Annotated in this window: 16 protein-coding genes; 8 read left to right on the top strand and 8 right to left on the bottom strand. The window is 70.8% G+C overall.

Features of this window, described 5'->3' with window-relative positions; translation table 11 throughout:
• The first annotated feature begins 232 nt into the window (after positions 1-232).
• Positions 233-688: a hypothetical protein gene (locus QRN49_RS06385; protein ID WP_284754592.1), complete on the top strand. Its 456-nt coding sequence runs from the start codon at positions 233-235 to the stop codon at positions 686-688.
• Between the two features lie 266 nt (positions 689-954).
• On the opposite strand, the gene QRN49_RS06380 is transcribed toward QRN49_RS06385, so the two are convergent.
• On the bottom strand, positions 955-2,601 hold the full coding sequence (locus QRN49_RS06380; protein WP_284754590.1) for a serine-rich family protein: 1,647 nt from the start codon (positions 2,599-2,601) through the stop codon (positions 955-957).
• 336 nt (positions 2,602-2,937) lie between these two features.
• Here QRN49_RS06380 and QRN49_RS06375 point away from each other — a divergent pair, with 336 nt between their 5' ends.
• Complete coding sequence (locus QRN49_RS06375; protein ID WP_284754588.1) at positions 2,938-3,084, top strand: hypothetical protein; 147 nt, start codon at positions 2,938-2,940, stop codon at positions 3,082-3,084.
• A gap of 472 nt (positions 3,085-3,556) precedes the next feature.
• Here the strand turns inward: QRN49_RS06375 and QRN49_RS06370 are convergent, their stop codons facing one another.
• The 3 genes from QRN49_RS06370 to QRN49_RS06360 all read right to left on the bottom strand — a co-directional run bounded on the left by QRN49_RS06370 (position 3,557) and on the right by QRN49_RS06360 (position 6,578).
• Positions 3,557-3,982, bottom strand: a complete 426-nt coding sequence (locus QRN49_RS06370; RefSeq protein WP_284754586.1) for a hypothetical protein — start codon at positions 3,980-3,982, stop codon at positions 3,557-3,559.
• Positions 3,979-5,184 carry a lipopolysaccharide biosynthesis protein gene (locus QRN49_RS06365; protein ID WP_284754585.1) on the bottom strand — a complete coding sequence of 402 codons (1,206 nt, stop codon included), beginning with the start codon at positions 5,182-5,184 and terminating at the stop codon, positions 3,979-3,981. The genes QRN49_RS06370 and QRN49_RS06365 overlap by 4 nt, the downstream gene beginning before the upstream one ends.
• 83 nt (positions 5,185-5,267) lie before the next feature.
• Entirely contained in the window at positions 5,268-6,578 is a 1,311-nt protein-coding gene (locus QRN49_RS06360; protein WP_284754583.1) for an MATE family efflux transporter, read from the bottom strand.
• 238 nt (positions 6,579-6,816) lie between these two features.
• On the opposite strand from QRN49_RS06360, the gene QRN49_RS06355 reads away from it, so the two are divergent.
• Entirely contained in the window at positions 6,817-7,392 is a 576-nt protein-coding gene (locus tag QRN49_RS06355) for an RNA polymerase sigma factor (protein ID WP_284754581.1), read from the top strand.
• A complete protein-coding gene (locus tag QRN49_RS06350; protein WP_284754579.1) occupies positions 7,392-8,156 on the top strand; it encodes a hypothetical protein in 765 nt (254 codons plus the stop codon). The genes QRN49_RS06355 and QRN49_RS06350 overlap by 1 nt, the downstream gene beginning before the upstream one ends.
• Before the next feature lie 163 nt (positions 8,157-8,319).
• Here QRN49_RS06350 and QRN49_RS06345 read toward each other — a convergent pair whose 3' ends face one another.
• Positions 8,320-9,657 (bottom strand): uracil-xanthine permease family protein, encoded by a 1,338-nt coding sequence (locus QRN49_RS06345; protein ID WP_111032453.1) that lies wholly within the window; start codon positions 9,655-9,657, stop codon positions 8,320-8,322.
• An 81-nt stretch (positions 9,658-9,738) separates the two neighbouring features.
• Between QRN49_RS06345 and QRN49_RS06340 the strand changes: the two genes are divergently transcribed.
• Positions 9,739-11,703, top strand: a complete 1,965-nt coding sequence (locus QRN49_RS06340) for a M13 family metallopeptidase (RefSeq protein ID WP_284754576.1) — start codon at positions 9,739-9,741, stop codon at positions 11,701-11,703.
• A complete protein-coding gene (locus QRN49_RS06335; RefSeq protein ID WP_284754574.1) occupies positions 11,703-12,641 on the top strand; it encodes a serine hydrolase in 939 nt (312 codons plus the stop codon). Before QRN49_RS06340 ends, QRN49_RS06335 begins: the two co-directional genes overlap by 1 nt.
• Positions 12,642-12,722: 81 nt before the next feature.
• On the opposite strand, the gene QRN49_RS06330 is transcribed toward QRN49_RS06335, so the two are convergent.
• The 3 genes from QRN49_RS06330 to QRN49_RS06320 all read right to left on the bottom strand — a co-directional run bounded on the left by QRN49_RS06330 (position 12,723) and on the right by QRN49_RS06320 (position 14,896).
• A complete protein-coding gene (locus tag QRN49_RS06330; protein ID WP_284754572.1) occupies positions 12,723-14,048 on the bottom strand; it encodes a hypothetical protein in 1,326 nt (441 codons plus the stop codon).
• A gap of 59 nt (positions 14,049-14,107) precedes the next feature.
• Positions 14,108-14,527, bottom strand: coding sequence for a GNAT family N-acetyltransferase (locus tag QRN49_RS06325; protein ID WP_502868982.1), 420 nt, complete (start codon positions 14,525-14,527; stop codon positions 14,108-14,110).
• Between the two features lie 174 nt (positions 14,528-14,701).
• Positions 14,702-14,896, bottom strand: a complete 195-nt coding sequence (locus QRN49_RS06320; protein ID WP_111022407.1) for a hypothetical protein — start codon at positions 14,894-14,896, stop codon at positions 14,702-14,704.
• A 129-nt stretch (positions 14,897-15,025) separates the two neighbouring features.
• Between QRN49_RS06320 and QRN49_RS06315 the strand changes: the two genes are divergently transcribed.
• Together QRN49_RS06315 and QRN49_RS06310 are read left to right on the top strand one after the other, a co-directional pair.
• Complete coding sequence (locus QRN49_RS06315; RefSeq protein WP_284754567.1) at positions 15,026-16,192, top strand: sensor histidine kinase; 1,167 nt, start codon at positions 15,026-15,028, stop codon at positions 16,190-16,192.
• On the top strand, positions 16,189-16,848 hold the full coding sequence (locus tag QRN49_RS06310) for a response regulator transcription factor (RefSeq protein WP_111022404.1): 660 nt from the start codon (positions 16,189-16,191) through the stop codon (positions 16,846-16,848). Before QRN49_RS06315 ends, QRN49_RS06310 begins: the two co-directional genes overlap by 4 nt.
• Positions 16,849-16,850 lie beyond the last annotated feature (2 nt).

Raw genomic sequence — 16,850 nt, 5'->3', positions numbered from 1 at the left:
TGCGTTCGTTGTTCGCGGTGGCAGATGGGGCTCTGGCACAGCCAGGGTGTTGTGGGCGATCACGCTGTTGGATGCGCGCTGACGCCATCACGCTTTGGGGATGAGGCGGTCGAGATCGGTCGCTCGTGGCTCGGAGTCGAAGGCGGTTTGACATGAGCGGACGTCTCCGAGGGACAGCTTCTGACGCCAGCGGGCCGGCAACATGGACTGGCCACCCGGCGAGAGGACGATGATGACCGGCCGTCGAGCTGATCGCGCGCTGAACGCACCGACAACGGACGCGGTTCGCACACGGGCTCGCGCCGTGGTCCGTTTCGTCGTCCGGATCGGCGTGATCATCGTTACCGGCGTGGCCGGGCTGATCGCTCCGGGCGCGCTGCGCTCGTACGACCTCGGCCACCGGGTCACCTTCCGCTGCCACGTCACGTCGGCCGAGGGCATCACCCGCGGATCGTCGAACCGCGGCATCGGTGGCCAGGATGCGCGGGTCGTCATCACCACGGAGGACTGCAGGAAACTCGTCCTTTGGAAAGGCGTGACGCGGACGAACAACCCGACAATCGCTGGCCGCATCGACATGCCGGCCGAACACGCAATCGAGGTCGGAGCCTGCTCACGGGAGGTCCGCGGGCTGCTGCACGCCATCGGCAGGGGCCCTTCGGCCTTCGGAGTCGCGCCGACGTCCTGACCGACGAGCCACCCCTCCGGTCCGACAGGGGACGGGACCTGCATGGGCCCGGCATTTACGGTTCGTCGTCGCAGGGGTCGCCCACGCAAGCGTCCGAAGCGCGGCGCAGTCACGCTTCGATGGCGATGCCGCAGGCCTGGAAGTCGCGGACGGCCTGATCGCGGCGGAGCCCACCGACCAGGTCGAGCGGGGGCGCGGTTGGACGGGAAACGCCCTGTCTCCGAGCGCGTGGAGACAGGGCGTTTCTTCGGTCCGGTGTTTCGGGTTTAGCCGATCCCGGGGTCGTTCCGCATACCGACGTTGCCGGCGGAAGCGAAGCCGTCCGTGCCGGCGTCGCCGGTCCACGTCCAGAGCGAGCCAGTGTTCGCCTGGACTGCGACGGCGAGGTGGTCGCCCTCGGTCACTGCTGACGGGCTGGTGTCGGTCTTCATACCGACGTCCGCCGAGTGTGCGAACCCGGCATCGCCCGGAGCTCCGTGCCACGTCCAGAGGTCTCCGGTGTTCGCTTGCGCTGCCACGGCGAGTTCCGACCCCACGAGCGTGATCGACGGGCTGGTGCCCGCCTTCATGCCAACAGCGGTCTGCACGGCGAGCCCGGTCGTCCGCGGTGTGCCGCTCCAGACCCAGAGCTTGCCGGTGTTCGCTTGCGCTGACACGGCGACGGTGGACCCGTTGACACGTGTGATCGCCGGGCTTGTCCCGTCCTTCATCCCGAGGCCTGCGCTCTTGGCGGTTCCGGTGGTCGCGGCCGGGCCGTACCAGGTCCAGAGGCCTCCGCTTTCGGCCTGGTAGGCGACGGACACGCCGCTGCCGACGGTGGTGATGGACGGGTTGGTGCCGTCCTTCATGCCCTGTCCGGTGGACTGCGCGTAGCCCGTTGAGCCAGCGGTGCCCTTCCAGGTCCAGAGATCCCCGGTGTTCGCTTGGAACGCGACGGCGAAGTTTCCATCGCCGAGCGAGACGATGTCCGGGCTGGTGCCTGGCTTGACGCCGACTCCGGCCGAAGCGGCGGTGCCGGTCGTGCCGGCCTTGCCCTTCCAGGTCCAGAGCGTCCCGCTGGGGTCGACGTAGGCGGCTGCGGCGTTCGAGCCGTCCCGGGCAAGTGCAGGGGAGGTGCCGTCCTGGATCTGTCGGCCGGAGTTCGCGGCGAAGCCGGGAGTGCCGGCGCTGCCGGTCCACGTCCACAGTGTGCCGGTGTTCGCACGCACCGCCACGGCGGTGCCGTTGGAGTACGACGACGGTGAGATCGACAGCGGGCTGGTCACGTTGCTGAAGTCCACGTGCTGGTGGCTGCAGGGGTCTGAGAACTGGCGGGTGATGTTCGTGAAGGACCAGGTGGACCGGCACTGCACCTGCCCAGCCTGCGTCCCCTTCGGAACGAAGGTGTCGAGGAAGTCCAGCAACTCGTGCGTGCGTGCGTCAGGACCCTGAACAGTGGACCCGCCGACGGAACCAAAGTCGATCGCGACACTCGGGTCGATGCAGTGCAGCGAGCCCTCGTTGCTCGCGCAAGAGACGGGGTGCGTCATCGTCGGGCAACGACGGTTCAGGTCATTGACCCGCAACGATCCGAACTTCTTGGTCACGATGACGAGTGTCTGGAGGACCCGAGTGTCGAGCTGGCAACCCGGCGTCGGGTTCCCGTTCGCGATCGGGAGGATCTCGTTTCGGTACAGATCGTTGGTGTCGCCCGCGCCGTTCGCGGTCGCGGTGAAGGTACCCGCTGTAACGAAGCCCCCGAGCTGCTTCGCGAGCGTTGCCGGGTCGGCAGAGATGTCGTCGCAGGCCGTCCCACAAGCGCCAGCTGCCTCGGCTCGAGGTGGCGACATCGCCACGATCGAGGCGAGTGCAAGCGCGACGACCATGACGATCAGGACGAGCGACCGCCAGAGAGTTCTCGATCTCGGCAGCACAAACGGAGTATTCACTTTTCCCCACTTCACGGACGAGCCACACCGCCCCTCGGTGTGGACTGTCGTCTCGGCTGGAGAGTAGCCGGTCCTCCCGGCGCACCGCGAACCTTGCTGCTTCCACAGAAAATCGCTTCGTCGGCATCAACGAGAACGGCCGGTCACCCGAAGGAACGGCCGGCTGTTTCGTGTCGGGGGTGGCGTCGGTGTGCGGCGTCGTGCGCGTCGCGGACGGCCCGGCGGATGCGGCAGCGCGAGCAGTAGCGGCCGTCGGCAAACGGGTCCGTCCGTCGGGTGGCGTGGCCGCTGCGGTCGGCGTGCGTGGAAGACGAGATTGTCGTGACGGCTCCTCATCGAACTCGACGATCGCTCGATCGCCAACAGCTCCTGCGCGTCGTCACGTTCGTCATCGTGGTCGGTGTGGCGTTGGTGTTCGCGTACTGGCACGTCGGTCTGCAGCGTGTGGACGTCGACGAGGACGTGTAGGTCGTCTCCGGGTGGGAGTACGTCCGCGACGTTTTCATCCGGAACCTCGAGCACCCGCCGACCGCGAAGTACCTGTTCGGGCTCGCCGAACTCGCCCTCGGCGGGCCTGGATCGCTCGGCCCGCGCTACGTCGCAGGGGTACAACATCGTCGCGTGGAAGCCGTACTTCCCACCGCCCCGTGGGACTTGGGAGCGGGACGCCGACGACCTCACCGCAGTCGTCCAGGGCGTGGATGGACGGTTCCCGATGCAACCGTGGGTGGCGTCGTTCCTCCGCACCCACCACGACGAGCTCCAGCACTTCACCGTCGACGAGCTCCAGGTGTGGATCCCCGAGCACGGTTCGATCCGGGAACGTGACGGCGTGCTCGAACTGGCCCCGTGGCGGCGCAGCAGCGACCCCCTGACCGGCGGGGTCGAGGGAACTCGCCGCACCACGGCCACGGGCTCCCGCGCACGAAGCGTGTGCGACCTAGTCGTCGGCGGCGGACAGTTCAGCCTTCATGCTCCACCCCTGACCTTCTGTCCACGACAGCGTGACCCAGCAGTCCTTCGCCCGCTTGTCGGCAGGGTGCACGAAGACGCCGACGATGGTCGTCATCACCGCATCGTTCGAGGTGACCTTCGCACCCGGTGTCAGGAGCGGCTCGCAGACCTTCCACGCCGTGACCGCGCCGGAACGCTGATCCTGTCCCACCGCCGACACGAAGCGGTGTTCGTCGTGCTCCTCGAGACCCTCGACCGCTGCTTGTCTCGCGGCGGTCTCCGAGGCGTCGGAGGGTTCGCCTCCGACGTCGGTCGGGACGTTGTGTCCGGAGCAGCCGGCCAACGCGACCGCGGCGACGATCCCGATGCTCGTGAGCAGCGGGGTCCGCGAGTGGTTCCGTGCGAGCTTCATGCGACATTCCCTACGGATTGTCGAGGCACGGCGCTGGTGCGCACCCCGAGCCCCACCACCGCAACCAGGTTCACCGCACTCCCCACCAAGAAGCCCGTGGTGCCACCGGCGACACCAGCGATCGGTCCGAGCACCGCCATGAGCCCAGCGCCCACGACGAACCCGGCGACCGAGGCAAGGGCGACCTGGCGTGAGCGCCCAGCGGCGAGCAGCAACGCCGCCGGCACGAGTCCGACGGTGAACACCCACACCGCGACCATCAGGTACCGCAGGTCCGCGACGGCAGCGGCACCCTCGGCGGGGTAGACGATCGGCAGGAACCATCCTGCGAGAAGGGCGACCAGGCCGAACACGACGGCGGAGGCAGCAGCGAACCCGACGACGAGCAGCAGCGCCCCGCGAGAGCGCAGCGATCCACCATCGGTCCGGTGCGCGAACGCCGGCACGAGCACCTGCCCCAACGCCTGCCCGAGCATCGACGCCGGCGTCGCCAGGGTGAAGGCAGCGGCGTAGACACCGGCGTCGTGCGCCGACGACGTCACCTGCGCCGAGATCATCGTCAACTGCAGCAACCCGTTCGAGGTCACCACCGCCAGCACGTTCCACGCTGCGAACCCGAGCACCCCGGCAGCGGGCTCGTGGGAAGCCGGCGAGATGCGGTTGCCCCGCGGCCAGCACGCGATCGCGAACACCGTGTACCCGATGGCCAGGGGCAGCAGCACGAAGGGCTCGAGCCGCGCGACGCACGCCACCACGAGCAACCCGAGCGCCAGCACGCTCGTCACGGAGTCCCACAGCGCGACCCGGGGTGCCCGGTCGTAGCCGAGTTGGGCGCCGCGGGCGTAGCAGTAGAGGCAGTAGCCGACGACGACAGCGGCGCCGCCGAGCACCATCCCGGGGCGGTTGCCCCAGGCCAGCGCGATCGGCACGGTGACCGCCGCGAGCACCACGCTCGAGACCAGCATCGACACCCCGAGCAGCCGGTTCACCGATGCGTCCGACCGCCGACCCCGCAGTGCGATCGCCAGGAAGCGTGACGCGGTGTTGCCCGCGGCGTTCGGCCAGAGCAGGGCGACGAACACCGAGAGCGACAGCAGGGCGGTGGTCTGCCCGAGGGTCTCGGTGCCGAACACACGCCCGACGACGACGGTCACGAGCAGCTTCGCGACGCCCTGCACCCCGATGCCGACCGTGGCGAGCACGGCCGACGAGGCCACCGAAGACGACGGAGCCGCAGGAGAATCAGGCCCGGCAGACGAAGCGGGCCCAGCCGGAGACGCCCCGCTCACCGCGCCAACGCCTGTTCCACCCAGCCGCGCCGGTGCGCCCGCACTCCGAGCGTCACCGCCCGGACCCCGATGTACCCGAGGGCGAAGGCCGCCCACAACCCCGCGAGCGTCCCGCCTGCCCACCAGAGCAGCGGCAGGTACACGACGAGGTTCAGGCCTCCGGCGATGGCCAGGTACCGCGCGTCACCGGCGCCGATCAGCACCCCGTCGAGCACGAAGACGTACCCGGCGACGGGCATCCCGACGGCGATGAGCACCAGCACGACGGGCAGGGCGTCCCGCACCGCCTGCGAGTCCGAGAACACCGGCCCGAGCACGCCGCTCACCGCCAGGGTCAGCACCCCGAGCACCACTCCACCGGCGATCCCGAGCAGCACGAGCCGTCGCGTCACCAGTCGCACCCGCTCCGGGTCACGTCCGCCGAGCCCGTGCCCGACGAGCGCCTGCCCGGCGATCGCCAGGGCGTCGAGCGCGAACGCCAGCGTCGAGAAGACGGTCAGTCCGACCTGCGTCGTCGCCAGCCCGGTGGTCCCCAGCCCGGCAGCTGCGCCGACGGTCGCGAGCATCGCGATCCGCAGCGACGCGGTCCGCAGGAACAGCCACGCCCCCGACCGGAGGGCCCGGGCGACGCCCGAGGCACCGGGTCGCAGCGGCGCCCCCGACGACCGAGCGGCCCGCACCGCGATGCGCACGTAGACGACCGCCATCGCCCACTGCACGATGACGGTGCCGGCGGCGGATCCCTCGACGCCCCAGCCGGCGCCGTAGATCAGGACGGCGTTGAGCAGCCCGTTCGCGACGAACCCGATGGTCGCGACGACGAGCGGGGTCTTCGTGTCCTGCAGCCCACGCAGCAGTCCGGTCGAGGCGGTCACAACCAGGATGCCGGGCAGCCCGATCAGCGAGATGGTCAGGTACGCGGTGGCGGCGGCCGACACCTCGGCCGAGGCGCCGAACAGGTCGACGAGCGGCCCGGCGAGCGGCCACCCGACCAGCGCCAGCAGCACCCCCAGCACGAGCGCGAGCCACATCCCGTCGATGCCGGCGTGCACGGCTCCGCGACGGTCGCCACCACCGAGCGCCCGTGCCACGGCCGGGGTCGTCGAGTACGCCAGGAACACCAGCAGCCCGGTCACCGTCGACAGCACGGCACTCGCGAGCCCGACGGCCGCCAGCGGCGTCGCCCCGAGGTGCCCGACGAGCGCGGTGTCGGTCAGCAGGAACAGCGGCTCGACCACGAGCGCTCCGAGCGCCGGCACCGCCAGCCGCACGATGTCGCGGTCGACCGCGCGCCGCTCAGCGGTCACAGCGGGTCGCGTCGGTCGGTGCACCGACCCATTCTGTCGGCGATGCCGACACGTCGTGGTCACCAGGCGGGGGTGGGCGCGACCCCGTGACGGACTGGAGGCCCGTGGCCGTGTCCGCCACGGGCCTCCAGTCCGGTGGTCCAACGTCCTCGGGCTTGCGCCCCGCACGACCTCGTTGCGCGACGAGCCGATCCGCTGGCGTCTGTAACGCTGGAGCCATGACCGGACACTCCAGAGTGTGAAGGACGAACAGGACGACGGCCCGCTGTGGACGCGAGCGGTCCGTGATGACGGGGCTGCGTTCGCCGCGCTGTTCGACCGGCACCGACCACGCATCTACCGACGGGCGTTGAGCCTGACGGAGAACTCGCACGACGCCGAGGACATCACAGCGGCGGCGTTCTACGAGCTCTGGCGCAAGCGCAAGAGCGTCACCCTCGTGGCCGGTTCCGTCGCTCCGTGGTTGCTGGTCACGACGGTCAACCTGACCCAGAACCACCGACGCGCAGCGGCGCGGTACCGGAAGCTCCTCGACGCACTCCCTCGAGACGATCCCCACGCTCCTGCCACGGACGCCGAAGACCTCGAGGCCCGCGAACGCCTCAGGACGACGATCCGGGGACTCGCGCCGCAGGACGCCGCACTGCTGGTGCTCACCGGGGGCGAGGAGATGCCGGTCTGGCAGGCCGCGCAGGCGGTCGGTCTCAAACCGCCGGCGGCACGCGTGCGGTTGCACCGGATGCGGCAGCGCCTGCAACGCGACCTGCACGACCTCCGTCCCAGTGTCCGCAACGCACCGGAAGGCACCTACTGATGAGCATCGACATGAACCCCGACGCTGCTGCGGCGGTCCGCTCGGAGCTGGCCGCCATCGGGACACGACGGAGCGCCCTGCAGCGCCAGCAACGACGTGCACGCATCGGCGTCTCGATCGTCTCCGTCGCGGCGATCGCGGTGACGACGAGCGCCGCCGCCCTGGTCGTCGCCGGGCTCCCGGGGACCACGACGACGGCAGCAGTCGGGCGCACGACCACGGCGACGCACACCGGTCCCGCCCTGATCGACATCGGGCAGGCTCCCGACACCGCGGGTGCCGTGATCGTCGACATCACGTGCCGCAACGACGTCGGCATGGTCCGGGTCCTCACCGTCGGAGGGGGCGCCTCCGGCCTGAGTTGTCGGGACGAAGGGACGATGCGCGTCGTCGACGGCCGGCTCCCGGAGCGAGGGACCACGACGTTCAGCATCGAAGCGTCGTCGGGGACGCGGTGGACGGCGACGCTGCAGTACGCCAACGCGGTCACATCGGACTGGGCGGTCAACGACAAGGGCCAGACCTACGGGGTCCCGAACGCGTCGGGTCACCCGGATCTGGTCCCCGGGAGGGCGGACAACGGTCGCGAGGGCTGGGTCCTGTGGAGCGAGCCGGACGGCGGCGACGTGTACGAGTCCGACGGCACGACCGTCGTCGGGCAGTGGACGGCGGGGGTCGCCGATGAGGTCCCGCTCGATCAGCGGTACATCGACGAGCAGGAGTCCGTGCAGACCGCGACCCCGTCGCCCAGCGCGCCCCGCTGAACCGGGCGAGGGGTGTGCGGACCGGAGCGACCGACTGGGGGGCGTTCCGGTCCGCAACGCACCACGTGACGGACTGGAGGCCCGTGGCCGTGTCCGCCACGGGCCTCCAGTCCGGTGGTCCCACGTCGTCAGGCCGGACGCGCGTTCCGGCCGACCACTCGCGTCAGTCGGCGCGCGGTTCCGCGGGGACGGCGCCGGTGGCGGCGTGCGCGGGGTCGGCGGCCTCGGTCGAGGGCTCGTCGGTGCCGCGGGCCCGGCCGATGACGTCCATCAGGTGGTAGACGACGATCGCGGCGATTGTGCCGACGATGATGCCGCCGAAGCTCGCCTGGCCGAACGTGAACGTGAAGTTCGCGATGCCGATGATCAGGGCGATGCCGGCGGTCAGCTGGTTCTTCGGCTTCGAGAAGTCGACGCGGTTCTCGACCCAGATCCGGATGCCGATGATGCCGATCAGGCCGTAGAGCGCGGTGGTGGCGCCGCCGAGCACGCCCGCGGGCACCGAGGAGATGACGGCGCCGATCCTCGGCGACAGGCCGAGCAGGACGGCCGCGATCGCGGCGACCCAGTAGGCGGCGGTGGAGAAGACGCGGGTGGCGGCCATGACGCCGATGTTCTCGCCGTAGGTGGTGGTGGCGGAGCCGCCGCCGACGCCGGCCAGCACGGTCGAGATGCCGTCGGCGAAGAGCGCGCGACCGGTGAGCGGCGTGAGGTCACGGCCGGTCAGCTGCCCGACACCCTTGACGTGGCCGACGTTCTCGGCGACCAGCGCCAGGACGACCGGTACGAACGCCAGGTAGATCGGGAGCTGCGACGGGTCGAACGCGGGAGCGGTGAAGTCCGGCAGACCGATCCACGGCTTGTCGCCGACCTTCGAGAAGTCGACCTGGCCGCCGATGAGCGCGGCGACGTACCCGACGAGCACGCCGATGACGATCGACAGGCGGCCGATCAGGCCCCTGAACAGGACCGTGACCAGGATGATCGTCGCGAGGGTGATGACCGCGATGACCGGGGCTTCCGTGAAGTTCTTCCGGGCCGACGGCGCCAGGTTGAAGCCGATCAGGGCGACGATCGCGCCGGAGACCACCGGGGGCATCAGCCGGTCGATCCACCCGGCGCCGGCCAGGTGCACGACGAGCCCGACGATCGCGAGCAGGGCGCCGACGACGATGATGCCGGACAGGGCGAGCGGGATGCCACCGATCTTGGTCGCCGCACCGATCGGGGCGATGAAGGCGAACGACGAGCCGAGGTAGCTCGGCAGGCGGTTGCCCGTGATGAGCAGGAACAGGATCGTGCCGATGCCGCTGAACAGCAGCGTCGTCGACGGCGGGAACCCGGTGATCAGGGGCACCAGGAACGTGGCGCCGAACATCGCGACGACGTGCTGCACCCCGAGGCCGATCGTCCGGGGCCAGGTGAGCCGTTCGTCGGGTGCCACGATCGTCGTCGCGGAGACGGTCTTGCCGTCGCCGTGCAGCTTCCACGGAAGTCCCATGCGATGACCGTACCGGCAGCCGTGTGCCGGTGACGACCCGGATCGACCTGCCCCATGGGGTCGGTGGCTATCGTGGACCGCATGACCGACGTCGCACGTGCCTCCGGCATCCACACTGACGAACTCGACCCCGCGGTGCGCCCCCAAGACGACCTGTACCGCCACGTGAACGGGACCTGGATCGAGGCGACGCCGATCCCCGACGACAAGGCCCGGTACGGCTCCTTCACGGTGCTGGCCGAAGCCGCCGAGATCGCCGTGCGCGACATCATCGAGCGCTCGCAGCAGGCCGCCCCCGGCACCGAGGAGCGCAAGGTCGGCGACCTCTTCACCTCGTTCACCGACGAAGCGCGGCTCGAGGAGCTCGGCACCGCACCGATCGAGCACCTGCTCGCCGAGATCACCGCGATCCAGTCCGTGCCCGAGGTCATCGCCGCCGTCGGCCGCTTCGAGCGCATCGGCCTGCCGAGCTTCCTGCAGCTCTTCGTCGACAACGACCCAGGCGACCCCGAGTCCTACGTCGTGTTCCTGGAGCAGTCCGGTCTCGGGCTGCCCGACGAGTCGTACTACCGCGAAGAGCGCTTCGCCGACATCCGCGAGAAGTACCGCGAGTTCGTCGCGGCGATGTTCCCGCTCGCCGGCCTCGACGACGGCGGCGCCCGCACCGAGCACGTCATCGCGCTCGAGACGGCGCTCGCCGCCCAGCACTGGGACAACGTCACGACCCGTGACAGCCAGAAGACCTACAACAAGCTGCCCTGGGCCGAGGTCGCCGCGCTCGCGAAGGGCGTCGACCTGCAGACCTGGTGGCAGGCCATCGACGCCCCGGCCGGTGCGTTCGAGACCGTCGTGGTGCGCGAGCCCTCGTTCATCACCGGCCTGGCCGACCTGCTGAACGACCAGCCGCTCGAGGTCTGGAAGGACTGGCTGCGCTGGCAGGTCATCCGTGGCTCCGCCGCGTACCTGACGAGCGCGTTCTCGGCCACGAACTTCTCGTTCTACGGCACCGCACTCACCGGTGCGCCCAAGCAGCGCGAGCGCTGGAAGCGTGGCGTCTCGCTGGTCGAGGGTGCGATGGGCGAGGCCGTCGGCCGCATCTACGTGCAGGAGCACTTCGACGAGACCTCGAAGGCCAAGATGGACGACCTCGTCGCCAACCTGGTCGAGGCGTACCGGCAGAGCATCACCGCGCTCGACTGGATGACCGACGAGACCCGTGCCCGTGCGCTCGACAAGCTCGACAAGTTCACGCCGAAGATCGGCTACCCGGTGAAGTGGCGCGACTACTCGGCGCTGCCCGTCCTGTCCGACGACCTGGTCGCGAACGTCCGCGCCGTCGCCTCGTTCCAGGTCGACCGCGAGCTCGGCAAGATCGGCAAGCCGATCGACCGCGACGAGTGGTTCATGACCCCGCAGACGATCAACGCGTACTACAACCCCGGGTTCAACGAGATCGTGTTCCCGGCGGCGATCCTGCAGTTCCCGTTCTTCGACGCGGAGCGCGACGCCGCCGCGAACTACGGCGCGATCGGTGCCGTCATCGGGCACGAGATCGGCCACGGCTTCGACGACCAGGGGTCGCAGTACGACGGCGACGGCAAGCTCGAGAACTGGTGGACCGAGGCCGACCGCGCGGCGTTCGAGGAGCGCACGAAGGCCCTCATCGCCCAGTACGACGCCCTGGTGCCGACCGAGGTGCCCGACAGCCACGTGAACGGTGCCCTGACGATCGGCGAGAACATCGGTGACCTCGGTGGCCTGTCGATCGCGTGGAAGGCGTACCTGCTGTCGCTCGACGGCCAGGAGCCCCCGGTCATCGACGGCCTCACCGGTGCCGAGCGCTTCTTCCTGAGCTGGGCCCAGGCCTGGCGCATGGCGATCCGCCCGGAAGAGGCGGCTCGTCTGCTGAGCATCGACCCGCACTCGCCCAACGAGTTCCGCTGCAACCAGGTCGTGCGGAACATCGACGTCTGGTACGACACCTTCGGCGTGACCGAGCAGGACGCGATGTACCTCGACCCCGCCGAGCGCGTCGCGATCTGGTGATGACGGAGCCGGACGCGGCCCGGTCGTCGCGCCGCCGGCGACCGGACGACCGCCCAGCAGGTGGCGGCCGCGGTCGTGGGCGGCACAGCGGCCGGGCCGACGACCGCTTCACCGCCACCACCGAGGCCCTCGGCGCCCTCGCACTCGAGGGCGCCGGGGTCAGCGCCTCGGTGATCGACACCTCCAGCGGCAAGGCCCTGCTCGCGATCGACGACACCCTGGTGCAGCCGGTCGCGAGCCTGGGCCGCGTCCTGCTGCTCATCGAGGTCGCCGCCCAGCTCGAGGACGGCCGCCTGCACGGTGACCGACTGCAGCGCATGGCCCGCGACACCGCGACCGGTGCCGGCCTGTGGCAGTTCCTGCAGGAGCCGACCATGCAGGTGCCTGACCTGGCGACCCTGGTCGGGGCCACCGCCGACGCCTGGGCCATGAACGCACTGCTGTCGACCGTCGGCATCGACGCCGTCCGGGAGCGGGCGGAGTCCCTGGGCATCGAGCGCACGGCGTTGATCGACCGGGTGCGGGACCGCCGCGGCCCGGACGACGCCCCCGACGCCTCCGTCGCACCGACCGGGGAGCTGTCGTGGGTGATGCGCGGACTGGCGCTCGGCGAGGTCGTCGACGAGGCGGTGTCGAACCGGGTGCTCGGCTGGTTGTCCCTGGCGAGCGACCTGAACCTGGTCGCCGGGTCCTTCGGGCTCGACCCCCTGGCGCACCGTTCGCTCGACCACGGGCTGCAGGTCGTCGCGGTCACCGGGTCGAGCACCGGCGTGCGGGCCGAGGCGGGGATCCTGCGGGGGCCCGGGTCGTCGGTCAGCTACGCCGTGACCGTCACGTTCGACGACGCTTCGTTGCAGCGGCGGTTGGCCGTGGTCGAGGCGCTGCGGACCATGGGGACCGAGGTGCTCGAGGCGGTGCACGCCCCGGCTCGTCGCTGAGGCCGCTCGCCGATCGCCGCTCGGCGCCCGCGGGGAGCGTGGACGCCCGGTGTTGTTCGTGGCGGGTGCGGTGTCGCCGGGTCAGGGCCGCGGGACGCAGACCGACTCCGCGCGCAGGCTCAGGCCGTCGACCGTGCCCCGGATGCTCGCCGTGGCTGGATCCGCATCCGTGGACGACGACCAGTAGTCCCGCCCCATCGCCCGGCCGCTGACCTCGAAGCCCTCGGAAGTCCACAGCGCGGTCACGGCGTCGAACGGCCCCTGCGCGTCGTCGACGATCTGGAACACGGGCACGATGCTGAACGCCGTCGCGCGCGTGCCGGTCGCGTCGGGCGACCAACTCGATCCGGGTGGCGCGCACTGTTCGGTGCCCGTGGTCACGGTCGCCGGGACCCCGGCAGCGTCGGCGGAGCGCTCGAGGAACGCCCGGAGCATCGCGGCCCGGTCGCTGACGTCGGCGGCCACCCAGGGGGTCGGCGACGGTCCCGACGTCGGGGTGCCCGGGGCAGTGGCGTCCTGCGGCTTCTCGGCGTCGAGGGGGAGTCCGAGCCAGCCGCTCGTCCCGTCGAGGCCGACGGAGAACGCGGTGCGCGGAGCGCGGTGTGCATCGGCGGCTTCGTCCTTCGTCCGGACGAGGACGTCGGCGACGGCGCCGAGTCGTTCGCCGTCGATCGACAGGGAAGGCCGTTCGGGCTCGGCAGCCGCTCCGTACTCGTCTGCGGGTGCTTGCGCAGCGTCGGCGTAGGTCGTGCCCGGTGAGTAGTACAGGCCCTCGACGTCTTCGTCACCGTCGCGGTCGAACCCGTCGATCGTGCGCAGGAGTGCTCGCCCGGGGTGCGTCGCCGTGATCCCCACCGAAACGTCACCACGGTCCAGCGAGGCCGGGTGGTCACCGACGATCGGACGGGCCTGCGCGACGGCGTCGGTGAAGCTGGCGCCCGGCACGAGCCAGATCGTGGAACGTGACGGGGTCGCCCACAGCCGGTGCACGAAGGGCTCCGCGCGCAGCCGTGCGGCCAGGTCGACGACGTCGGGGTCCATCGGGTCGACTGCGACCGGCGCCGACGCCCGGCCGCGGGGCACGTCCACGGTCACCGACAGCGTCGTGCCGGTGACACCCCTCGCCGCCGTGTGCCGGATCCGTTCGGCGACGGCGAGGTCCGTCGTGTCGGCCTGCACCTCGAGCGAGGTGATCCAGTTCTGCGGGTCGTCCTTCGCGTCGACCTGACGGATCTCGCCCTCAGCCGTGTCGACCCCGGGCAACCGCTCGACCCGGGTGATGAGCTTCGCGAGCGCCGGTTCCGACCCGGCCGGCGGTGGTGGCGACGTGCACGCGGCGAGGGCGAGCACGACGCCGAGCGCGGTCGCGAGGGCTGCCGCTGAACGTGTCCGTGCGCGAGCCCCCATGCGTCCGAGTCTAGGAACGGCGCCGTGCGGGCGGAATCGGTCGCGGGACCCATCCGTGCTCAGCGCAGGAGCACGAAGGAGCGCAGCGGCTGCGGGTCGACGTCGTGGGCCTCCACGAAGCCACGTGACTCGTAGAACGCCCGCTGCCCCGGCTCGTCGTCGGTGAGCAGGACCGTCTGACGAACGCCGGCGTACCGCTGCAGGACGGCGTCGAGCAGTGCGCCGCCGATGCCGGACCGGTGCGCGGACGGCAGGACCAGGACGTCCTGCACGTACACGATCGTCACGCCGTCGGAGACCGTGCGGAGCAGGCCGAGCAGGTGTCCGTCGTCGTCGCGGGCGGTCAGCACGGTGTGGGAGCCGGCGATCGCCGCGGTGAGGGCTGCGGGGTCCTGCGTGTACGCGGTCCACCCGACGGCGTCGTACAGCGCCACCAGCTCGTCGGTGCCCGGTTGTTCGTCGTTGATCGTGGTGGTCACGGTGCCCATCGTGCCCGAGCCGGACGCGTGATGCGGCCCCGGGATCGCACCGGGGCGACCGTCAGCGATCGGCGGAGTCCGCTCCGCCGGACTCGGCCTCGCGCATGAACGCGGTGATGTCGATCGATCGGGTGTCGGGGAGCGTGATGTCCTCGGGGCGGATGGGACGCATGCTCATGCCTCCTCGTGGTCGATCACGCGTCGGGCACCGGCTTCGACGCCCATCGCGACGAGCAGGGTCATGAACCCGGCGAAGCGGACGACCTCGGAGACACCCATCAGGGCGGCCCATGCGGTGAGCTGCGGTGCGCGGGTGAGGGAGTGCCGTCGCGCCGTCGGTGCGGAACGGGGAGCGGTGATGGTCGTCATGGGGTGCCTTCCGGTGGGATTGGTGCCAATCCTCCGGATCGGGACGCGGTGCCTCGTCGTCGTCGCGGATCGTCGAACCTACTGCGTCCGCAGTACGTGTCGGTGGGGTGGAGGCAGGAGACTCGGGGGATGACGAACGACGGCGATCTCGTGCTGCCACCGAACCCGTGGTGGCTCCGGTCCCCGGCGCTCCTGCCCGAGCTGGCCGCGGGCCTCGCCGTGGCCGGTGCAGCGGTGGAGATCGTCCGAGTCATCGTCGCGGGCGCCGGGGTCTTCCCGTTGGTCGGCGTGCTGCTCGGCATCGCCGGTGTGGCCGTGGCTCGTCGCTACCCGTGGCCGGGGGTGCTGCTCACCGTGGTCGGCTGTGCGGTGGCAGCGGTGCAGGGGTGGGACCCGATCGTGGGGTGGACGATCGTGGTGTTCGCGCTGTTCTCCGTCACCCTCCGCGGTGCGGCCCCGTTCCGCATGGTCGTCGCGACCGCGCTGCCGCTCTACCTCGTGGTCGCGGTGGAGTCCGGTGCCGGGCTGGTCAGTCCCGACGCGTTGGCGGCGGTCGCGGCGTGTGCGGCGGCCGGAGCCACGGGGGCCGCGGTCTGGGCACAGCTCCGGTACTGGTCGGCCCTGCGGGAGCAAGCCCGCGAGGCGATCGCGTCACGGGACCTCGAAGCCCGCCGACGCGTGGACGCCGAGCGGCTCCGCATCGCCCGCGACCTGCACGACGTCGTCGGTCACCAGATCGCGGTGGCGAGCATGCACCTGGGGGCGGTCGAGGTCACCGTCGACCGCGACCCGGTGACGGCGGCACGCGCAGCAGGAGACGCGCGAGAGGCGTTGCGGATGGTCACCGCCGAGACGCAGCAGATCCTCGAGCTCCTCCGGTCACGGGATGCCGCTCCCGACCAGACCGTCGCCGGGCTCGGCTCGCTGCCCGCGTTGGTGTCGTCGTTCACGTCGATCGGGCTCGACGTCGTGGCCGACGTCGAGCTGCCGGACGAACCGGTCGCCCCCGTGGTCGAGGTCACCGTGTACCGCGTCGTGCAGGAGGCCCTGACCAACGCGCACCGGTACGGGATCGGCACGGTGACGATCACCGTCCGCGCCGAGCAGGGTCGACTCCACGTGGTCTCCGACAACCCACGCGCGCCGCGGACCAAGCAGACGCAGGGGTCGGGATTCGGGCTCGTGGGCATGCGCGAACGCATCGGAGCTGCAGGCGGGACACTGGACGTCGACGAACGACCCGATCGGTTCGTGGTGCACGCCGTGCTGGCGCTGGACGGAAGGAAGCTGTCGTGACGACGATCCTGCTGGTCGACGACCAGGCGATGATCCGCGTCGGGCTCCGCACCATCCTCGAGGCGCACGACGACCTCACCGTCGCCGGCGAGGCCGGCGACGGCTTCGAGGCCCTGCGGTTCCTCGAGACGACGACGGTCGACGTCGTCCTGTTGGACGTGCGGATGCCGGGGATCGACGGCGTCGAGACCACGCGCCGCCTCCGTGAGCGGTTCTCCGCCGAGCAGCTCCGCATCGTCATCCTGACGACGTTCGAGCAGGACGAGATCGTGGTCTCGGCGCTCCGGGCCGGTGCGAACGGGTTCCTCGGCAAGACCGTCGGACCCCGCGAGCTCGTGGCGGGCATCAACGAGGTCGTCCTCGGTGGTGGAGCACTCTCCGCGGCTGCGCAGGCCGCGGTCATCGCGCAGGTCAGCTCCCAGTCCGACCGCGTCATCGACACCGATGCGCAGGAACGTCTCCGAGCGCTGACCCCGCGTGAACACGACGTGGTGGTGGCGATCGCCCGCGGTGGCGACAACGACCGGATCGGCCGGGAGATGTTCGTCTCGCCCTACACCGTGAAGACCCACGCCAACCGCGCGATGGCGAAGCTCGGCGTCCGTGATCGTGCGCAGCTGGTGTCCCTCGCCTACCGCGCCGGACTCGTCGACTGACC

This window comes from Curtobacterium sp. ME-Dv--P-122a (assembly GCF_030209645.1).
Taxonomy (GTDB): domain Bacteria; phylum Actinomycetota; class Actinomycetes; order Actinomycetales; family Microbacteriaceae; genus Curtobacterium; species Curtobacterium flaccumfaciens.
The sequence above is the reverse complement of the archived record's forward strand: the minus strand, read 5'-3'. Positions and strand labels throughout refer to the sequence as shown.

Bases quoted from the DNA above. Each gene is read 5' to 3' on its own strand.
- QRN49_RS06385 (WP_284754592.1), top strand. From the start codon at position 233: ATGACCGGCCGTCGAGCTGATCGCGCGCTGAACGCACCGACAACGGAC.
- QRN49_RS06315 (WP_284754567.1), top strand. From the start codon at position 15,026: ATGACGAACGACGGCGATCTCGTGCTGCCACCGAACCCGTGGTGGCTC.
- QRN49_RS06370 (WP_284754586.1), bottom strand. From the start codon at position 3,982: ATGAAGCTCGCACGGAACCACTCGCGGACCCCGCTGCTCACGAGCATC.
- QRN49_RS06320 (WP_111022407.1), bottom strand. From the start codon at position 14,896: ATGACGACCATCACCGCTCCCCGTTCCGCACCGACGGCGCGACGGCAC.
- QRN49_RS06350 (WP_284754579.1), top strand. From the start codon at position 7,392: ATGAGCATCGACATGAACCCCGACGCTGCTGCGGCGGTCCGCTCGGAG.
- QRN49_RS06330 (WP_284754572.1), bottom strand. From the start codon at position 14,048: ATGGGGGCTCGCGCACGGACACGTTCAGCGGCAGCCCTCGCGACCGCG.
- QRN49_RS06345 (WP_111032453.1), bottom strand. From the start codon at position 9,657: ATGGGACTTCCGTGGAAGCTGCACGGCGACGGCAAGACCGTCTCCGCG.
- QRN49_RS06340 (WP_284754576.1), top strand. From the start codon at position 9,739: ATGACCGACGTCGCACGTGCCTCCGGCATCCACACTGACGAACTCGAC.
- QRN49_RS06335 (WP_284754574.1), top strand. From the start codon at position 11,703: ATGACGGAGCCGGACGCGGCCCGGTCGTCGCGCCGCCGGCGACCGGAC.